This window comes from Bacillus sp. 7894-2, assembly GCF_002272225.1.
Classification (GTDB): Bacteria; Bacillota; Bacilli; order Bacillales; family Cytobacillaceae; genus Cytobacillus.
Genome location: NZ_NPDG01000019.1, coordinates 72,036 through 87,989, shown reverse-complemented (window position 1 = coordinate 87,989; position 15,954 = coordinate 72,036). Strand labels below are relative to the sequence as shown.

General features: G+C 42.8%; 15 protein-coding genes. 9 read left to right on the top strand and 6 right to left on the bottom strand.

Annotated elements, in window-relative coordinates; genetic code table 11:
• Positions 1 to 45: 45 nt before the first annotated feature.
• The 4 genes from xylA (at position 46) to xylE (ending at position 5,529) form a co-directional block, all read left to right on the top strand.
• The gene (xylA, locus tag CHI10_RS04275) at positions 46 to 1,377 is read left to right on the top strand and encodes a xylose isomerase (protein WP_095243091.1); all 1,332 of its coding nucleotides are present in this window, start codon (positions 46 to 48) and stop codon (positions 1,375 to 1,377) included.
• A 105-nt stretch (positions 1,378 to 1,482) separates the two neighbouring features.
• Positions 1,483 to 2,985 carry a xylulokinase gene (gene xylB / locus CHI10_RS04270; protein ID WP_095243090.1) on the top strand — a complete coding sequence of 501 codons (1,503 nt, stop codon included), beginning with the start codon at positions 1,483 to 1,485 and terminating at the stop codon, positions 2,983 to 2,985.
• Between the two features lie 21 nt (positions 2,986 to 3,006).
• The gene (locus CHI10_RS04265) at positions 3,007 to 4,041 is read left to right on the top strand and encodes an aldose epimerase family protein (protein WP_095243089.1); all 1,035 of its coding nucleotides are present in this window, start codon (positions 3,007 to 3,009) and stop codon (positions 4,039 to 4,041) included.
• 87 nt (positions 4,042 to 4,128) lie between these two features.
• Positions 4,129 to 5,529 (top strand): D-xylose transporter XylE, encoded by a 1,401-nt coding sequence (gene xylE / locus CHI10_RS04260; RefSeq protein WP_095243088.1) that lies wholly within the window; start codon positions 4,129 to 4,131, stop codon positions 5,527 to 5,529.
• A gap of 66 nt (positions 5,530 to 5,595) precedes the next feature.
• On the opposite strand, the gene CHI10_RS04255 is transcribed toward xylE, so the two are convergent.
• From CHI10_RS04255 to CHI10_RS04240, 4 genes are read right to left on the bottom strand one after another with little or no spacing between them, the layout of a single operon-like run.
• Positions 5,596 to 5,970 carry a metal-dependent transcriptional regulator gene (locus CHI10_RS04255; protein ID WP_095243087.1) on the bottom strand — a complete coding sequence of 125 codons (375 nt, stop codon included), beginning with the start codon at positions 5,968 to 5,970 and terminating at the stop codon, positions 5,596 to 5,598.
• 22 nt (positions 5,971 to 5,992) lie between these two features.
• Positions 5,993 to 6,931: a metal ABC transporter solute-binding protein, Zn/Mn family gene (locus CHI10_RS04250; RefSeq protein WP_095243086.1), complete on the bottom strand. Its 939-nt coding sequence runs from the start codon at positions 6,929 to 6,931 to the stop codon at positions 5,993 to 5,995.
• Between the two features lie 24 nt (positions 6,932 to 6,955).
• Positions 6,956 to 7,813, bottom strand: a complete 858-nt coding sequence (locus CHI10_RS04245; RefSeq protein WP_095243085.1) for a metal ABC transporter permease — start codon at positions 7,811 to 7,813, stop codon at positions 6,956 to 6,958.
• Positions 7,813 to 8,559: a metal ABC transporter ATP-binding protein gene (locus CHI10_RS04240; protein ID WP_095243084.1), complete on the bottom strand. Its 747-nt coding sequence runs from the start codon at positions 8,557 to 8,559 to the stop codon at positions 7,813 to 7,815. Before CHI10_RS04240 ends, CHI10_RS04245 begins: the two co-directional genes overlap by 1 nt.
• Before the next feature lie 339 nt (positions 8,560 to 8,898).
• Between CHI10_RS04240 and CHI10_RS04235 the strand changes: the two genes are divergently transcribed.
• From CHI10_RS04235 to CHI10_RS04220, 4 genes are read left to right on the top strand one after another with little or no spacing between them, the layout of a single operon-like run.
• Positions 8,899 to 9,477 (top strand): glycerol-3-phosphate acyltransferase, encoded by a 579-nt coding sequence (locus CHI10_RS04235; protein ID WP_095243083.1) that lies wholly within the window; start codon positions 8,899 to 8,901, stop codon positions 9,475 to 9,477.
• A gap of 3 nt (positions 9,478 to 9,480) precedes the next feature.
• Complete coding sequence (locus tag CHI10_RS04230; RefSeq protein WP_095243082.1) at positions 9,481 to 11,091, top strand: aminotransferase class V-fold PLP-dependent enzyme; 1,611 nt, start codon at positions 9,481 to 9,483, stop codon at positions 11,089 to 11,091.
• On the top strand, positions 11,078 to 12,907 hold the full coding sequence (locus CHI10_RS04225) for an LTA synthase family protein (RefSeq protein WP_095243081.1): 1,830 nt from the start codon (positions 11,078 to 11,080) through the stop codon (positions 12,905 to 12,907). Before CHI10_RS04230 ends, CHI10_RS04225 begins: the two co-directional genes overlap by 14 nt.
• An 18-nt stretch (positions 12,908 to 12,925) precedes the next feature.
• Positions 12,926 to 13,231 (top strand): hypothetical protein, encoded by a 306-nt coding sequence (locus CHI10_RS04220; protein ID WP_095243080.1) that lies wholly within the window; start codon positions 12,926 to 12,928, stop codon positions 13,229 to 13,231.
• A 470-nt stretch (positions 13,232 to 13,701) separates the two neighbouring features.
• Here CHI10_RS04220 and CHI10_RS04210 read toward each other — a convergent pair whose 3' ends face one another.
• Positions 13,702 to 14,178, bottom strand: coding sequence for a DinB family protein (locus CHI10_RS04210; RefSeq protein ID WP_095243078.1), 477 nt, complete (start codon positions 14,176 to 14,178; stop codon positions 13,702 to 13,704).
• Between the two features lie 216 nt (positions 14,179 to 14,394).
• On the opposite strand from CHI10_RS04210, the gene CHI10_RS04205 reads away from it, so the two are divergent.
• Positions 14,395 to 15,003: a hypothetical protein gene (locus CHI10_RS04205; RefSeq protein ID WP_095243077.1), complete on the top strand. Its 609-nt coding sequence runs from the start codon at positions 14,395 to 14,397 to the stop codon at positions 15,001 to 15,003.
• 9 nt (positions 15,004 to 15,012) lie between these two features.
• Here CHI10_RS04205 and CHI10_RS04200 read toward each other — a convergent pair whose 3' ends face one another.
• Complete coding sequence (locus CHI10_RS04200; RefSeq protein ID WP_095243076.1) at positions 15,013 to 15,891, bottom strand: AraC family transcriptional regulator; 879 nt, start codon at positions 15,889 to 15,891, stop codon at positions 15,013 to 15,015.
• Positions 15,892 to 15,954: the final 63 nt, after the last annotated feature.

The following is a 15,954-nucleotide window of genomic DNA, read 5'->3' as shown; positions in this document are numbered from 1 at the left end:
AAGCGATAACACACAGAAAAATCTGTAAAAAATGGAGGAATGAAAATGAACTATTTCAAAAATGTGAGTGGAGTAAAATACGAAGGTCCAGATTCTACTAATCCATTGTCTTTTAAATATTATAATCCTGAAGAAATGATCAACGGCAAAAAAATGGAAGACCTAATGCGTTTTGCAGTTTCATACTGGCATACGTTTACGGCGGGGGGAAATGACCCTTTCGGAGAGGGCACGATGATTCGTTCATATGATAGGTTTTCCGGAATGGATCTGGCGAAGGCACGTGTAGAAGCATCCTTTGAATTCTATGAAAAACTGAATGTACCATTCTTCTGTTTCCATGATGCGGATATTGCACCTGAAGGGGATTCATTAAGCGAAACGTTTAAGAACTTAGATGAGATTACGAGCATGATTAAAGAATATATGAAATCAAGCAAAACGAAGCTATTATGGAATACCGCTAATATGTTTTCACATCCGCGCTGGCTGCACGGGGCGGCGACAGCTCCAAATGCTGATGTATTCGCTTATGCTGCTGCAAAGGTGAAAAAGGGACTTGAAATTGGCAAGGAGCTTGGTGCTGAGAACTATGTTTTCTGGGGCGGCCGCGAAGGGTACGAAACACTGCTGAATACGGACATGAAGCTTGAACAGGACAATCTTGCGCGCTTCTTCCATATGGCAATCGATTATGCAAATGAAATTGGATTTGATGCCCAATTCCTAATCGAGCCTAAGCCGAAGGAGCCTACCAAACATCAATATGATTTTGATGTGGCAACCAGTTTATCATTCCTGCAATCTTACGGCTTAAAAGACTACTTCAAATTCAATATTGAAGCAAACCACGCAACCCTTGCCGGCCATACATTTGAGCATGAACTGCATACAGCACGCATAAATGGAATGCTTGGTTCTGTGGATGCCAACCAGGGAGATACCCTGCTCGGATGGGATACGGACGAATTCCCGACAGACATCTATTCCACATCACTTGCCATGGTTGAAATTCTTAAAAATGGCGGTCTTGGAACAGGCGGCTTAAACTTTGACGCGAAGGTGAGAAGAGGTTCATTTGACCCTGAAGATCTGTTCTATGCTCATATTGCAGGTATGGACACATTTGCGGTTGGTGCGAAAGTGGCTCAGCGTTTAATTGAAGATAGAGTATTGGACAACTTCATTGCTGACAGATATAGCAGCTATACAGAAGGCATCGGCCTGGAGATCGTTGAAGGAAAAACTGACTTCCATAAGCTTGAGAAATATGCTCTTGGGCTTGAAAAGATTGAAAACAAATCCGGAAGACAGGAACAGTTAAAGGCTGTTTTAAATAAATACATTCTCGAAGCCTATGCGAGTGTAAAAGCTTAAGAGTTTAATAGAAAAGTGTAAATGTACTGGGAACCCTAAATGGCCCCAGTACATTTTTAAAAACAAAGCTAAGCATACATTTCACTATCTAAAGGATGATCAATCATGAAATATGTAATCGGGGTTGACCTTGGCACGAGCTCGGTAAAAGTATTACTAATGAATCAAAACGGAGAAGTGTGCAGCGAAGTCTCCAGATCTTATCCGCTCATTCATGAAAAGTCCGGTTACAGTGAACAGGATCCGGCCGAATGGGTTAATAAAACAGTCGATGCTCTTAAAGAACTTACAGAACATTTCGATGGAGATGAGGAAGACATACAGGGAATCAGTTTTTCAGGACAAATGCACGGACTGGTCCTTCTGGATGAAGAGAATAGGGTACTGCGCAATGCGATCCTGTGGAATGATACCCGGACGACAGAGCAATGTAAGCAGATCTATGAGATGGCTGGAGAGGAGCGTCTCCTTGAAATTGCTAAAAATCCGGCTCTGGAAGGCTTCACTTTACCGAAGCTGCTTTGGGTGAAGCAGCACGAGCCGGAAGTATTTGAAAAAGCAGCTGTCTTTATGCTCCCTAAAGATTATCTGCGTTTTAAACTGACTGGAAAGATTCATAGTGAATACAGTGATGCAGCGGGCACTTTGCTGCTGGATGTTGGCGGGAAAATGTGGAGTGAAGAGATGTGCAGGCTAACCGGGATTGATGTGAATATATGTCCGCCTTTAGTTGAATCCCGTGAATGTGTAGGGACGTTAAAGCAAGAGATTGCGGAGGAGACGGGATTATCTTTTTCAACAAAGGTATTTGCCGGAGGAGCAGACAATGCCTGCGGTGCGATCGGTTCAGGAATTCTGTCAGAAGGCAAAACATTATGCAGCATTGGCACATCCGGAGTCGTTTTATCCTATGAAGAACAAAATGACAAGGATTTTCAGGGAAAGGTCCATTATTTTAATCATGGTGAAGAAAATGCCTACTACACAATGGGGGTAACCCTGTCAGCGGGACATAGTTTGAGCTGGTTTAAAGAAACGTTTGCAGAAATGGAATCATTTGACACTCTGCTGAGTGAAATAAGTGAGGTTCCGATTGGCTCGAACGGTCTCTTGTTTACACCATATCTCGCGGGGGAGCGCACGCCACATGCAGATTCGCAGATTCGGGGAAGCTTTATCGGCATGGACACTTCACATAACCGGAACGACTTTGTTCGATCGGTCATTGAAGGAATCACCTTTTCATTACATGAATCGATTGAAATATTCAGGGAAAGCGGCAAGCAGATAGATACCGTCATTTCAATTGGCGGCGGAGCCAAAAGTGATGCGTGGCTGCAAATACAGGCAGATATCTTTAACAGCACCATTGTAAAGCTTTCAAGTGAGCAAGGCCCTGCTGTAGGTGCGGCTATGCTAGCGGCATACGGATGCAACTGGTATGAATCTCTGGTAGCGTGTGCGGATGACTTCATTTTATATGAAAAATCGTATGTGCCGATACCTGAAAACGTTAAAATATATCAGGAGCTTTACCAATTATATAAAGAGGTTTATGCACAAACCAGGAAACTGAATGAGGGATTGGCCGGTTTCAGGAAAAAGTAAGCTGCCTTGGGGGAGAAGGTCATGAACATAACAGAAAGTATCTATGGCGAGTTGAATGGACACAGTGTTAAATCTTATACAATCAGCAATGATCATGGAATGAGCGTATCGTGTATCGACTACGGGGGAATCATTACCGGGATATCTGTACCTGATCGTGAAGGGAATATAGAGAATGTGGTCCTGGGTTTTGACACACTTGAAGAGTATGTAAATCATTCACCATTCTTCGGCGCTATTATCGGAAGGGTGGCCGGAAGGATAGCAGGCTCAAGCTTCACTCTTGATGGAACTGTGTACAGTCTGCCTAAAAATGATGGGGAACACCATCTTCATGGAGGAGCAGGTTTTCACCAGGTGCTTTGGGACTCGTCCGCCGAAAAGGGCTTGAATGAGGCAAATATCAGGTTCTCCTATATAAGTCCGGATGGAGAAGAAGGGTATCCCGGGACACTTGAGGCAACAGTAAACTATACACTGAACAATGAGAATGAACTAATCATTAGTTATGAAGCGACAACTGATAAAAAAACGATCATCAATCTGACAAACCATACTTATTTTAACCTGAGCGGGGATTTAAAGCGGGACATTCTTGAGCACGAGGTGACAATAAAAAGTGATCACTTTCTGAAGCTTGATGAAACATTGATTCCTACCGGGGAATTCATACATGTGGAAAATACCCCGTTTGATTTCAGAGCCGGGAAGAAAATCAAAGAAGGCGTAAGGTCCGGACATCAGCAGAACCTGCTTGCGGGCGGAGGCTATGACCATCCATTTCTATTAAATACAGGTGAAATGACTGTAACGGATTCTGCAAGCGGACGAAAACTGGCTGTGGAAACGGACAGGCCGAGTGTTGTTTTATATACAGCAAACATGCTTGGAAACGATTTTAAAATCAGGGGTGTTCAGTCAAAAAGGCATTTGGGGCTGTGTCTCGAAACTCAATGTCCGCCTGATGCTGTTCATCATGAACATTTTCCTTCTATTATCCTTGAGAAAAATGAGGTCTATAAAACAAGTACCAGTTTCAAGTTTCTCGTTGTTTAATCATTTCGAATAGAAAGGAGTAAAGATAGATTTGAAAATAGTAAATTGTAAGCGCTATACCTGGTTCAAATCTGTCTTTAACAAACTATGAAACAGAATCGGAACTCTCTTTATATTGGTTCACTTACATTGGTTGCTGCGATAGGCGGTTTGCTTTTTGGGTATGATACGGCTGTTATTTCAGGAGCTGAAAAGTCACTGGAAATCTATTTGATCGAAAGTCTGGGATTAGGGTCGCTGGCCCATGGAGCGACAACCTCCAGTGCCTTAATTGGCTGTATTATTGGCGGTTTGATATCCGGTTATTTTGCGTCGAAGTTTGGCCGGAAAAATTCGCTGATTGCTGCGGCTGTCCTATTCTTCTTATCTGCTTTAGGGTCTGCTTTTCCTGAATTTTTATTTTTCACAAAAGGGGAACCGACCATCTCGTTATTGCTGACGTTTAATCTTTACCGCATTATTGGCGGAATTGGGGTTGGTCTTGCGTCAGCCATTGTTCCGATGTATATCGGTGAAATTGCACCTGCCGATATCCGCGGACGCCTGGTTTCATTCAATCAGTTTATGATCATTTTCGGAATGCTTGTCGTGTACTTTGTCAACTGGGGCATTGCCAGCGGCCGTCCATTGGAATGGATCAATGAGGTTGGCTGGAGGTACATGTTTGCATCAGAAGCTATCCCGGCCCTTGCTTTTGGTCTGCTGCTGCTCCTGGTTCCGGAAACACCACGCTACCTGGCCATTAAAAATCACGATGATAAGGCTTTAGCAGTCCTTACGAAAATTAATGGTGCAAGCGAGGCAAAAACGATCCTGGGTGAAATCAAAAAGTCGGTAACCGCCTCAGCAAATGTTCCAGCAGAAAAGCTGTTTGCGTATGGAAAATTAGTGATTGTTATAGGAATTCTGCTGTCTGTATTCCAGCAGTTTGTCGGAATTAATGTGGCTCTCTACTATGCACCGCGTATCTTTGAAAGCATGGGAGCAGCAAAGGATGCCTCAATGCTGCAGACGATTGTTATGGGTGTTATAAATGTCATCTTTACAGTGGTGGCCATTTTAACGGTGGATAAGTGGGGACGCAAGCCATTATTAATTACAGGATCCATTGGAATGGCAATCGGGATGTTTGGTGTTGCCGGAATGGCTTTTTCCAATATAATCGGCATGGGTACGTTAATTTTTATTATCGTTTATACAGCTTCTTTCATGATGTCATGGGGACCGATTTGCTGGGTACTGATCTCAGAAATTTTCCCGAACAAAATCCGTGGACAGGCCGTTGCAGTTGCTGTTGCAGCACAATGGGCCGCAAACTATTTCATTTCATCGACCTATCCGATGATGATGGAATTCAGCGGCGGCTTAACTTACGGCTTCTATGGATTGATGAGTGTCCTTTCAGCCATTTTTGTCTGGAAGTTCGTACCTGAAACGAAAGGGAAGACCCTTGAGAACATGGAGAGTATGTGGAAAAGAACTGCCTGATTAATTGAACAGTTAAAAGAATGACAAATAGAATAGGAAAAAAACGCTTGAGTGTTGTTGAACATCTCAAGCGTTTTTCTTATGTTCTTCTAAAAAACCCTTAATTTTAAAAATAACTTCCGATCCCAGATGCATTTCCACTTCTCTGACTTTCTGCCGGATCAGTTTGTCTTCAACCCCAATGATTTGATAAAAATCCATTAAAACCAGATGATCCTCGAACAGCTTTTTGCCCATTTCTTCACCCGGTTTTGTCAGAGTAACTGTTCCATAGGGCTGAAAGTCTATGTAACCGTCCTCTTTAAGCTTTCCGGCCATTTTAGATGCTGCCGAGGCGGTTACATTCAATTTCTTGGCGATGCCGGAAATGGTCGCATGGCCATGTGCTTCCTGTAAGATATAAATTTCGAGAATATATCTTTTTATCCGAATGGCGATCACATATTTCACCTGCTTGCTGGAATTACTTCGTCAAGCCTTCTTTAATGGTTTTGATATTCCATTCCATCATCGAGATGTACGTATCGCCGTCTTCACCCGGTTTTGCCAGGGAGTCGGTAAACACTTTTCCCATGATCGGCACATTGGTTTCATCAGATACAGCTTCCATGCTTCTTGCGTCAATACTGGTTTCCAGGAACAATCCTGTAATGCCTTTATCATTGATGATATCGACAATTCTTGTAATTTGTTCTGGTGTTCCCTGGTTTTCCTGATTGATTTCCCAGATGTATTCTGCCTGGAATCCATAGGCTTCGCTGAAATATTTAAATGCACCTTCACTTGTGACGAGAACCCGTTCTTTTTCGGGAATTTCCTTAAATTGTTCGACCGCTTCATCATGCAGTTTCTGAAGCTTTGCGATATATTCTTCCGCATTCTTTTCATAAACCTCTTTGTTGTCTGGGTCTACTTTAATCAGTCCATCTCTGGCATTTTCCGCATATTTGATTCCATTGCGGATATCGAGCCATGCATGAGGATCTTCTTCACTTTCTTTGCCCTTTGTTGTTAAGTGCTTCGCTTCAACGCCTTTGCTCATCATAAAGACCGGCGCATCTTCACCATCTTTTCCGGCCGTTTCCATCAGCTTGTTGAACCATGAGTTTCCGGCTTCGAGATTCAGGCCGTTATAAAATACGGCATCAGCATCTGTTGTTTTTTGCACATCCTCAGGAAGCGGGTCATATTCATGGGGGTTAGAGCCGATTGGTGCCAGGCTATGAATCTCAACCAAATCCCCGCCTACATTTTTTACAATGTCATACACAATCGAATAGGTAGTGACAACCTGGATTTTTCCGTCACTTTCGGCAGTGGTGCTCTTTTCGCTGCTGCAGGCTGATAAAAATGACAGGAAAAGAAGGGATGAAGCCAGTAGTAAAAAGCTTTTTTTAAACATTGGGTTAACCTCCTGAATTTTTTATCACACTAATGAAGCTCTCTTTTTTTTCACCTTCAGCGTTTTCCAGATCAGCCCGTGTTTAGGGGAGAATAAGAAAACGAGAATGAAAATAACGGTGGAAGATATGACTATTGTTGCGCCTGAAGCTAAGTTGTAGGTGAAGCTGAAGTAAAGTCCTGTGATGGACGAGATCACCCCAATGCCGGACGCCAGGAAGATCATGACCCACAGCCGCTCGGTTAACAGATAAGCCGCCGCCGCAGGGGTGATCAGCATTGCAACCACGAGCACTATTCCTACTGTCTGGAGGGATGCAACAGTTACCATTGTTAAAAGAGTCATCAGGAAATAATGAATGAAACGGACAGGCAGACCGTAAGCTGCGCCCATTGTCGGGTCAAATGATGTAACCAGCAGTTCCTTGTAAAAGAGGTAAACAGCCCCCAATACTATCAGGCTGATGGCCAGTGTGATCCACATATCGGATGACCTTACCGCAAGTACATTCCCGAATAAAATATGATACAAATCTGTACTGCTTTTCAGCATCGTAATAATGATGATTCCTGAAGCAAATGCGGCAGTGAACATAATGCCAATGGACGTATCATGCTTTATCCTGCTGTTTTGCGAGACGAACCCGATAGCGATCGCCGTTATGACACCGCTGATTACAGCCCCGAAGAAGAAGTTAACACCCAGCATATACGAAATCGCGACACCTGGAAGGACGGCATGTGAAATGGCATCCCCCATGAGAGCCATTCCTCTCAGAATGATAAAACAGCCGATCACACCGCAGATAATTCCGACCATAACCGAGGTTAATAGCGCCTTTTGCAGAAAACCATATTGCATTACCGCTTCGATAAAAGCCATTATAATGTCACCCCAATCTCTTTCATAAATGCAAATTGTCCCTGATAGGCTTTGGCGATTACTTCCGGTTTAAAGACCTCTTCAACCGTCCCGAAGCTGATCAATTCTTTATTTAGCAGGATTAACTGATTGAAATAATCGTTCGCCTTGCTTAAATCATGGTGAACGACTATCACCGTTTTTCCCTGTCTGCACAGCTCCTTTAAAATGTTCACAATCGTTTCTTCGCTCGAAACATCCACCCCGACAAACGGCTCATCCAGGAAAAACAGGTCTGCTTTCTGGGCAAGGGCTCTCGCCAGAAAGACTCTCTGCTGCTGGCCGCCTGACAGTTCGCCGATCTGTCTTTTGCTGAAGTCCTGCATGCCGACTCGCTGAAGGCATTCCATAGACCATTCTTTATCCTTCTTCTTCGGACGGCGGAACAGTTTTAAATGGGGGTAGGTCCCAATAAGAACGGCATCCAGCACCGTGATGGGGAAATCCCAGTCTATGTCATTCCGCTGCGGGACATAGGCGATGCTTTTGCGCGCTTCCGTGATGGGTCTTCCCAGCACTTTAACTGCCCCTTTATCCTTTGGTATGAGATTAAGCATGGCTTTTAAAAAAGTTGATTTGCCTGCACCATTCGGTCCGATAATGCCCACCAGATTGCCGGTATTCACCGATAGGCTGATCCCTGTTACCGCTTCATTTCCAAAATAGGAAACATGCAAATCCTGTATGGAGATAGCTGGATCCTTCATTTTTTTATCCTCCTTCATTTTCCAATTTTAAACATATACAAATTAATTGTTTTTATACAATTTAACGTCGTATGGACAAGTTTTATGGATTTATAAAAAAGTTTTGCCTTAATGCAAATTATATGCGAATGCTAAACAATGTCAACACTAAAATTGATTTTTACTGAAAGTTTAATATTGGCATTAAAATCGGAGAATTATGATTTAAGGCTCTGGCATTCACATTGTTTAATGGTAAAATTAGGTGAGTATATCCGATAATAGATTGTAAATTTGTAAGAATATGAAACTTTTTACCCTTTTTGATCGTTTAATTAGTAGAAGGCGGGATAGGTATTTATGATCGAAGATGTTTGGTCCGCTCTGATCGTTATGGCCTTTTCATACGCATTGGGGAGCATAACTGGAGCTTATTATGTGGTTAAATATTTAGCTAAAGAGGATATAAGGTATATAGGGAGCGGGAATGCAGGAGCTACCAATGCCGGAAGAGCATTCGGGAAGACCGGGTTTTTACTGACCATAGCCGTTGATGCGGGAAAGACATGGGGAGCTTTATATGTGACTGGACTCTTGTTTGAAGGGGAAGGTGTATTCATACTTAGCGCTCTTTGCGTACTGCTGGGCCATCTTTTTCCACTTCAGCTGGGTTTTCATGGCGGAAAAGGAGTGGTTGTCTATCTGGCTTCTGCTTTGTACCTTGAGCCGATCACAATCGCGGTCATGGCCATTATAATGGGAATCAGCTATGCAGCTCTTAAGAGGTATACCGTATCAGGTTTTATCTCCATGGCTTCTATACCCATAACCGCCTGGGTGATTGGGGATTCATTCATTATTGCGGCAGGCCTGCTGCTGATGTTTATCATTGTCGTAATATCCCATACAAATTTCATCATGCCTAAGCATAGGAGGTAAACTATGAATATTATCTGCAAAATTGCAGCCGAACCTGATGAATTTGAACAAATCCATCAGCTGAACTATCAGACATTTGTGGAAGAGATTCCGCAGCATAAGCAAAATGAAAATCAGCATTTAATCGATAAATTTCATGAAGAAAATACATATGTAATTGCCAAGGCTGGCGAGGAAGTGGCAGGAATGATCGCCATTCGTGCAAAAAGGCCATTTTCACTTGATTATAAGCTTCCAAATCTCGAAGAATACTTGCCTGTGAAAGGTGAATATTGCGAGGTACGACTGCTGTCAGTTAAAAAAGAATACCGCAGCACCCGTGTTTTTTTTCAGCTTTGTGAAAAGCTTGTGGAGCTTTGCCTTGAAAAAAATTATACGATGGCGCTGATCTCAGGGACGGTCAGGCAGCTGAAATTATATAAGCGGATTGGCTTTTTGCCTTTTGGTCCTCTGACAGGAGAGGAAGGAGCCCAATTTCAGCCCATGTACTTAACAAAAGAGAATTTCGAACGTTCCACAATAGCCTTTAAACGCTTAATGGCCAGAAGCTCAGAGGAGTCCGGGCAGCATTCTTTTTTGCCGGGACCAGTCCCTGTTCATGAGAATGTGAAAAATGCTTTTGCCAAAGAAGCCGTGTCTCATCGCAATCATGATTTTATCAAGGGATTAAAGGAATTGCGTTCTCAATTATGCAGGATGACAGGTGCCTCCAATGCACAAATTATTGTCGGGACGGGAACCCTTTCCAACGATCTTGTGGCTGCCCAGCTGAAAAACATGGAGGGGAATGGGCTGATCCTGGCCAATGGTGAATTCGGCTATCGTCTCATTGATCATGCCAGAAGATTTCAGTTATCTTTCCAGACGATTGAAAAAGACTGGAATGAACCGATCCTGCATGAGGAAATTGCCTACATGCTGACGGAGAATCCTTCTATAAAATGGGTCTGGATGGTTCATTGTGAAACCTCAACCGGCTATTTGTTTGATATCAGCGGCATTCAGAAGCTATGTGCTAAGCATGGTGCCGAGCTTTGCGTGGATGCATGCAGTACAGCCGGAATCGTTTCGCTTAATCTGAAGAATATTTATTTGGCAACGTCCGTCAGCGGAAAAGGATTTGGCTCATACCCGGGTCTTGCGATCGTGTTCCATCGAGACCGGATTAAAGGGAACAGCAGTGTTCCCAGATACCTGGATTTAAAGATGTATGAGGATAATGAAAGCATTCCTTATACCCATTCTTCCAATCTGGTCTACGCATTAAAAGAGAGTATAAAGCTGATAGATTATGAGAAGATAAACCGATTGTCTTTAAAAGTAAGGGAAAAGCTTGCAGACAAGGGTTTTTCCATTCTGGGCGGGGACGATTACTCGCCAGGCATTATTACTGTCCATTTGCCGGAGGGCATTTCCAGCAGGGAATACGGCGATTTATGCAAACAGAAAGGAATTCTTCTAAGCTATGAAAGCGGGTACCTGCTCGAAAGAAATTGGGTTCAGGTGGCTCTTATGGGGGCGCAGGAAGAAGAGAAGGTCATGGCTTCTATTGAAATGATGGCTCGTATTTTCGAAAAACACTATGAAAAGCGGTATGATTATGAAGTTATTTAAGAAGCTTCCACCCATTTGGGCTGCCGTTATCTTTATCTGGATCAAGACGGCTGCTGTATCCTTTATCGGATTCAATTTGCACCCGGAGACCTGGACTGATATTTTATTTATGCTATTAAGCCCGATCGGGGCCATAATGGTCATTCTTGGCGTACCTTATTATTTTAAGCGAAAGGTCAGACCGGGAGTTGTTTTTGCAGCGATGGCTGTTATGACCGGCATTCTTTTTGGGGACCTTCTTTACTATCGTTTCTATACCGATTTTGTTACCGTTCCGATCCTTTTTCAGTTTAAAAATGTCGGAGGGATTGGACCGAGTACGTTTGAATTGATCAGCACGTGGGATCTTCTGTTATTGGCTGATCTGGTTGTTTTCTGGCTATTCTATTTAAAACGGAAATCAGTACAAGTGCAGTTTTCAAATAAATCAAAAAGGCTATATGGTTCTGTCAGTCTGATGTTTGTTCTAATAACCATCACGCTTGGCTTGGTAAAAGTGCCTCATTTATTTTCGGAATCCTATAATCGCCAGCAGCTTGTTAAGCATATAGGCTTGTATCAGTATCATCTTTATGATATAGGAATCGCTGCAGCAAACCCGCTCAACCGCGCTTTTGCCAGTGCAACAGATGCTGAGGCTTCTGCTGAGTATGTGCAATCACATGAAGATAAGCCATCAGACTACTTTGGCGCCGCAAAAGGTATGAATGTCGTTCTGATCAGCATGGAGTCCACACAGAATTTTGTGATCAACCAGAAGGTGAATGGGCAGGAAATAACGCCTTTCCTTAATTCACTGACTGAAGACAGCTTTTATTTCAGCCGGGTCTATGATCAGACAGCACAGGGCAAAACATCGGACTCGGAATTCATGGTTGATACGGGCCTTTATCCTTTGTCCAGCGGGTCAGCGTTTGTCCGGAAAACGGAAAACGCTTATCGGAGCCTGCCGCATATATTAGCTGAAAAGGATTATTACTCAGCCGTTTTCCACGGGAATGACGCTTCGTTCTGGAATCGGGAGGCCATGTATGATTCCTTAGGATACAATCGTTATTTTTCAAAAGCCGATTATATGGTGAGTGATGAGAACTCAGTGAACTACGGGATTAAAGATATTCCATTTTTTCAGCAATCGATTCAGCATCTGGATAACCTGCAAAAGCCTTTCTACGCAAGGTTTATCACATTAACAAACCATTTTCCGTTTTTGCTGGAGGAGGAAGATCAGTTTATTCCTGAGGCCACCACCAGTGAAATGGTGGTCAATCGCTATGTCACAACAGTCAGATACCAGGATGAAGCCATAAAAACCTTCTTCCAGGACCTAAAAAAGAAGGGACTCTATGATAATACGATGTTCGTATTGTATGGCGACCATTATGGCATCTCTGATAAATATGAGCATGGCGTTCTCGAACTGCTGGGGCAGGAAGATACGATTGTGAACCGCATGCAGCTGCAGAGTGTGCCGCTGATTATCCATGTGCCGGGTGTGGAGGGCAAAACGTTTTCGAACCTTGGCGGGGAAATCGATATCAGGGCAACGATTCTTCATCTGCTCGGCATGAGTGCTGATGATAACTTCAGCTTCGGGCAAAACCTGTTTACAAGGTATCCCGATCATCCCGTTACCTTCCGGGATGGAAGTTTCATAGCGAAAGACTATTTGTACAAAGCCGGTAAATGCTTCAAAAGAAAATCGGAAGCAGAAACAGATATAAGTGGCTGTGAACCTTTAATGGATATCTCCAGGAAAGAGCTCGGGTTCTCTGATGATATTGTGCATGGGGATTTAATGAGGTTTATGGAGTAATTTTTTTGGAGGAGAAGCATGGAAGTTTTCGGGTTTATCTTTTTATGGGGGATACCCTTGCTGCTGCTTTGGAGCTTTATTTTAACGCTTATAAAAGTTAAGAGAGCAGGCAGTGAAGGACAATTCCTGGGCAGGACGCTGACATTTATCGGCGGTATTTATCATTACACCATTTCGTCATTTGCCGCATGGGTTGGTTTGATTGCCATCGCATTTGGAATTGCAGCCCTGGTGGAGGGTTCAGTCTTCGGTGCATTATTCTTTGGTTTATTCGGTGTTTTTATGGTTTATAACTTTTTTCCGCGATTGAATATGCCGGAATGAGATTGAGGTATGTCCTATGTGGCATGCCTCTTATTTCTTTTTTGTAGGAATTGGGTCATTGGCCACAAAGAAAGCAGAAAAGAGGATGTGAGAGTCGGAACCCGGGTCAGTTTCGGACACAGAAAGGCGGAAACCATGGATTTGAGTCGGAACCTGGGTCAACTTCGGACACAAAAAGGAGAAAAGAGGCCGGTAGAGTCAGAACCTGGCGCAACTTCGGACGCAGAAAGGAGAAAAGAGGCCGGTAGAGTCAGAACCTGGTTCAACTTCGGACACAGAAAGGCGGAACTATGGAACGGAGTCGGAACCCGGGTCAGCTTGGGACACAGCAAGCAGAAACCGTGAATCAGAGTCAAAACTCTGTGCAGCTTCGGACACAGAAATCTCTAAAGAGAGGCAGTCGGAGACCGAACTCCGAGCATCTTCTAACACCAGACAGGAGTAAGAAGGCTGAACTTTTTTGAAACAATTCAGCCTTTATTTATAATTGAACGATAAATCTGTTTAATAGTCTCCATATGAATGGCTTCATGGTAAAAGCCGAATAAAAAAGCCTCTCCGGTTGTGTAAAAGGTAATGCCGCCGCGGTTTGTAAAGGGACTTGGCAGTTTTTGATCCATACGCCCATGAAGAAATGTCTTTATCCTGGGTTTTTGTTCGGTAAAGACGGACGCAATTTCCTTGAATGAAGGCGGTGCCTCGAACCAATCGGCAGGCTTAGTTCCAGCGCCAAATAACCGTTCATAGTTCACTGGGACGTTCATTTTTTTACCTGATATTCCAAAGACAAGCTTTTCCTGGACAAATGCAATATGCCCGAAGTTCCAGCGGATACTATTGTTAAATCCTTCTGGTATGATATCAGCCATTTCTTCTGGAATCCGTCTGATTGATTTTTCTGTAATGCCACGCACTTTTTCCATATGATCAAAAATTGTCTGTTCCAATAAATTCACCCTCCATATTAAAGCTCATTGCATTAAAGTTCTAGGGCTTCACTTCATTTTCCTACGGCTTTATTTCTTTTTGTCCAGAAGAGCTATGTATAATTTATAACCTTAAGTCTCAAGTCCTATAACCATATACAGCGCAGGCTTCTTAACCTAAGAGACGTATCTCCATATTATAAGAATATAATCATATTTTTAATAAGGAGATACGCTATGTCTAATCAAAATATCTATATACTCCTTACGGATACCGGAACGTTATTTACGCGGCTTATTAAGCTTTACACAAAAAAGCCTTATAACCATGCTTCTATTTCAATTGACCCTGAATTAAAAAATGTGTACAGCTTTGGCAGGAAAACGGCGAAAAATCCGTTTATAGGCGGTTTTGTTAAAGAAAATTTAAGAGGGAAATTTTTTACTGACTCAAAGTGTACTGTCATCAGCTGTTCTGTTACAGATGCACAGCTAAACAAGCTTAAAGCACTTATAAATAAGATAGAATCTGAAAAAGACGATTACAGTTATAATCTGCTGGGCCTTTTTGCCATCATGTTTAATAAACAACTCTCAAGAAAAAATACTTTTTTCTGCTCTCAATTTGTAGCAACTGTCTTGCAGAGATGTGAAATTGTCAAATTTAATAAACCGCCTGCCCTTGTTATGCCGCACGAGTTAATGGAAAAGGAAGATTTCATTGTTGTTTTTCAGGGAAGCCTGAAAGAGTATTTTCTTACTATTGAATGCCGGGCGATAGAAATAAACACCTGCATTTCAACGAATGGCCAGGAAAAGTTCGGACAATCGCTCGCCATTTCCTAATGGCTGCACTCAATGCCGCTTCTTTTTATAAGCCAAAGGTGTCATATTCATCGCATTACGGAATTTTTCAATAAAATAACTGCTGCTGTTAAAGCCTACTTTATACGCAACCTCAGTTACATTCGAACCCGGCTCCTGAAGCAGGGAGAGGCTTTTTTGCAGGCGGTGCTGAATCAGGTAATTAATGGGTGTCGTCCTGAGAATCTTTTTAAAGTATCTGCAGCATTCAGAATTGCTCAGTCTGCCGGCTTTGGCAATATCACTTAGGGTGACTTTTTCAGCATAATGCTCATGGATCCAATTCAGCATTTCCTTCATCCGACTGTGTTTTTCAGCCTCAGTCTGGCTGTATTCCCGCTGGAATCCGTTTCGGATTAACTGCTGCCAAATGAATGTGAGCAGACTGGCTGTATCAATCTCATAAAATGGTGAATTCTCATGAATTAATTTCCTGATTTCCAGGATGCTGTCTATTATATTGTTTTCCCATTCTTCATTACCCTTCAAAATTAGGCCTGGAAGATTTGTTGCTGAAATATACGGAGAAATATAGCTGCTGAACAATTCCTGGGGAAGCAGGAAATGAGGGGAGACATTTAAACAAATGTACACGCAATCTCCGCTAATATCCTCGGCTGAATGAAGGCACCCGCTATTGATGAACAGGCAGTCTCCTTCTTTAACCGCAAATTTCTCTTCATTGACTTGAACCATGGCTTCGCCTTTAAGGGTCAGGATAAATTGAATTTCCTCATGCCAATGCAAAGGAACTTTGCCTTGAATATGATCTGCGATCTTCGTCTCGTAGCACGCGACAGGCATCACCACTGTCTTGTGGCTCGTCAATTCCTTCAGGCTTTCATCCACTTTAAAATCTTTAATCTGCAAAAAAGCCACCTCAATATTGTTATACTTTTTTATGATATCCAGCTATTTTTATCACGGAATTTG

Coding starts and splice junctions, on each gene's coding strand:
- CHI10_RS04230 (WP_095243082.1), top strand. CDS start 9,481: ATGAATATTATCTGCAAAATTGCAGCCGAACCTGATGAATTTGAACAA.
- CHI10_RS04250 (WP_095243086.1), bottom strand. CDS start 6,931: ATGTTTAAAAAAAGCTTTTTACTACTGGCTTCATCCCTTCTTTTCCTG.
- CHI10_RS04205 (WP_095243077.1), top strand. CDS start 14,395: ATGTCTAATCAAAATATCTATATACTCCTTACGGATACCGGAACGTTA.
- CHI10_RS04240 (WP_095243084.1), bottom strand. CDS start 8,559: ATGAAGGATCCAGCTATCTCCATACAGGATTTGCATGTTTCCTATTTT.
- CHI10_RS04235 (WP_095243083.1), top strand. CDS start 8,899: ATGATCGAAGATGTTTGGTCCGCTCTGATCGTTATGGCCTTTTCATAC.
- xylB (WP_095243090.1), top strand. CDS start 1,483: ATGAAATATGTAATCGGGGTTGACCTTGGCACGAGCTCGGTAAAAGTA.
- CHI10_RS04265 (WP_095243089.1), top strand. CDS start 3,007: ATGAACATAACAGAAAGTATCTATGGCGAGTTGAATGGACACAGTGTT.
- xylA (WP_095243091.1), top strand. CDS start 46: ATGAACTATTTCAAAAATGTGAGTGGAGTAAAATACGAAGGTCCAGAT.
- CHI10_RS04245 (WP_095243085.1), bottom strand. CDS start 7,813: ATGGCTTTTATCGAAGCGGTAATGCAATATGGTTTTCTGCAAAAGGCG.
- CHI10_RS04225 (WP_095243081.1), top strand. CDS start 11,078: ATGAAGTTATTTAAGAAGCTTCCACCCATTTGGGCTGCCGTTATCTTT.
- xylE (WP_095243088.1), top strand. CDS start 4,129: ATGAAACAGAATCGGAACTCTCTTTATATTGGTTCACTTACATTGGTT.
- CHI10_RS04220 (WP_095243080.1), top strand. CDS start 12,926: ATGGAAGTTTTCGGGTTTATCTTTTTATGGGGGATACCCTTGCTGCTG.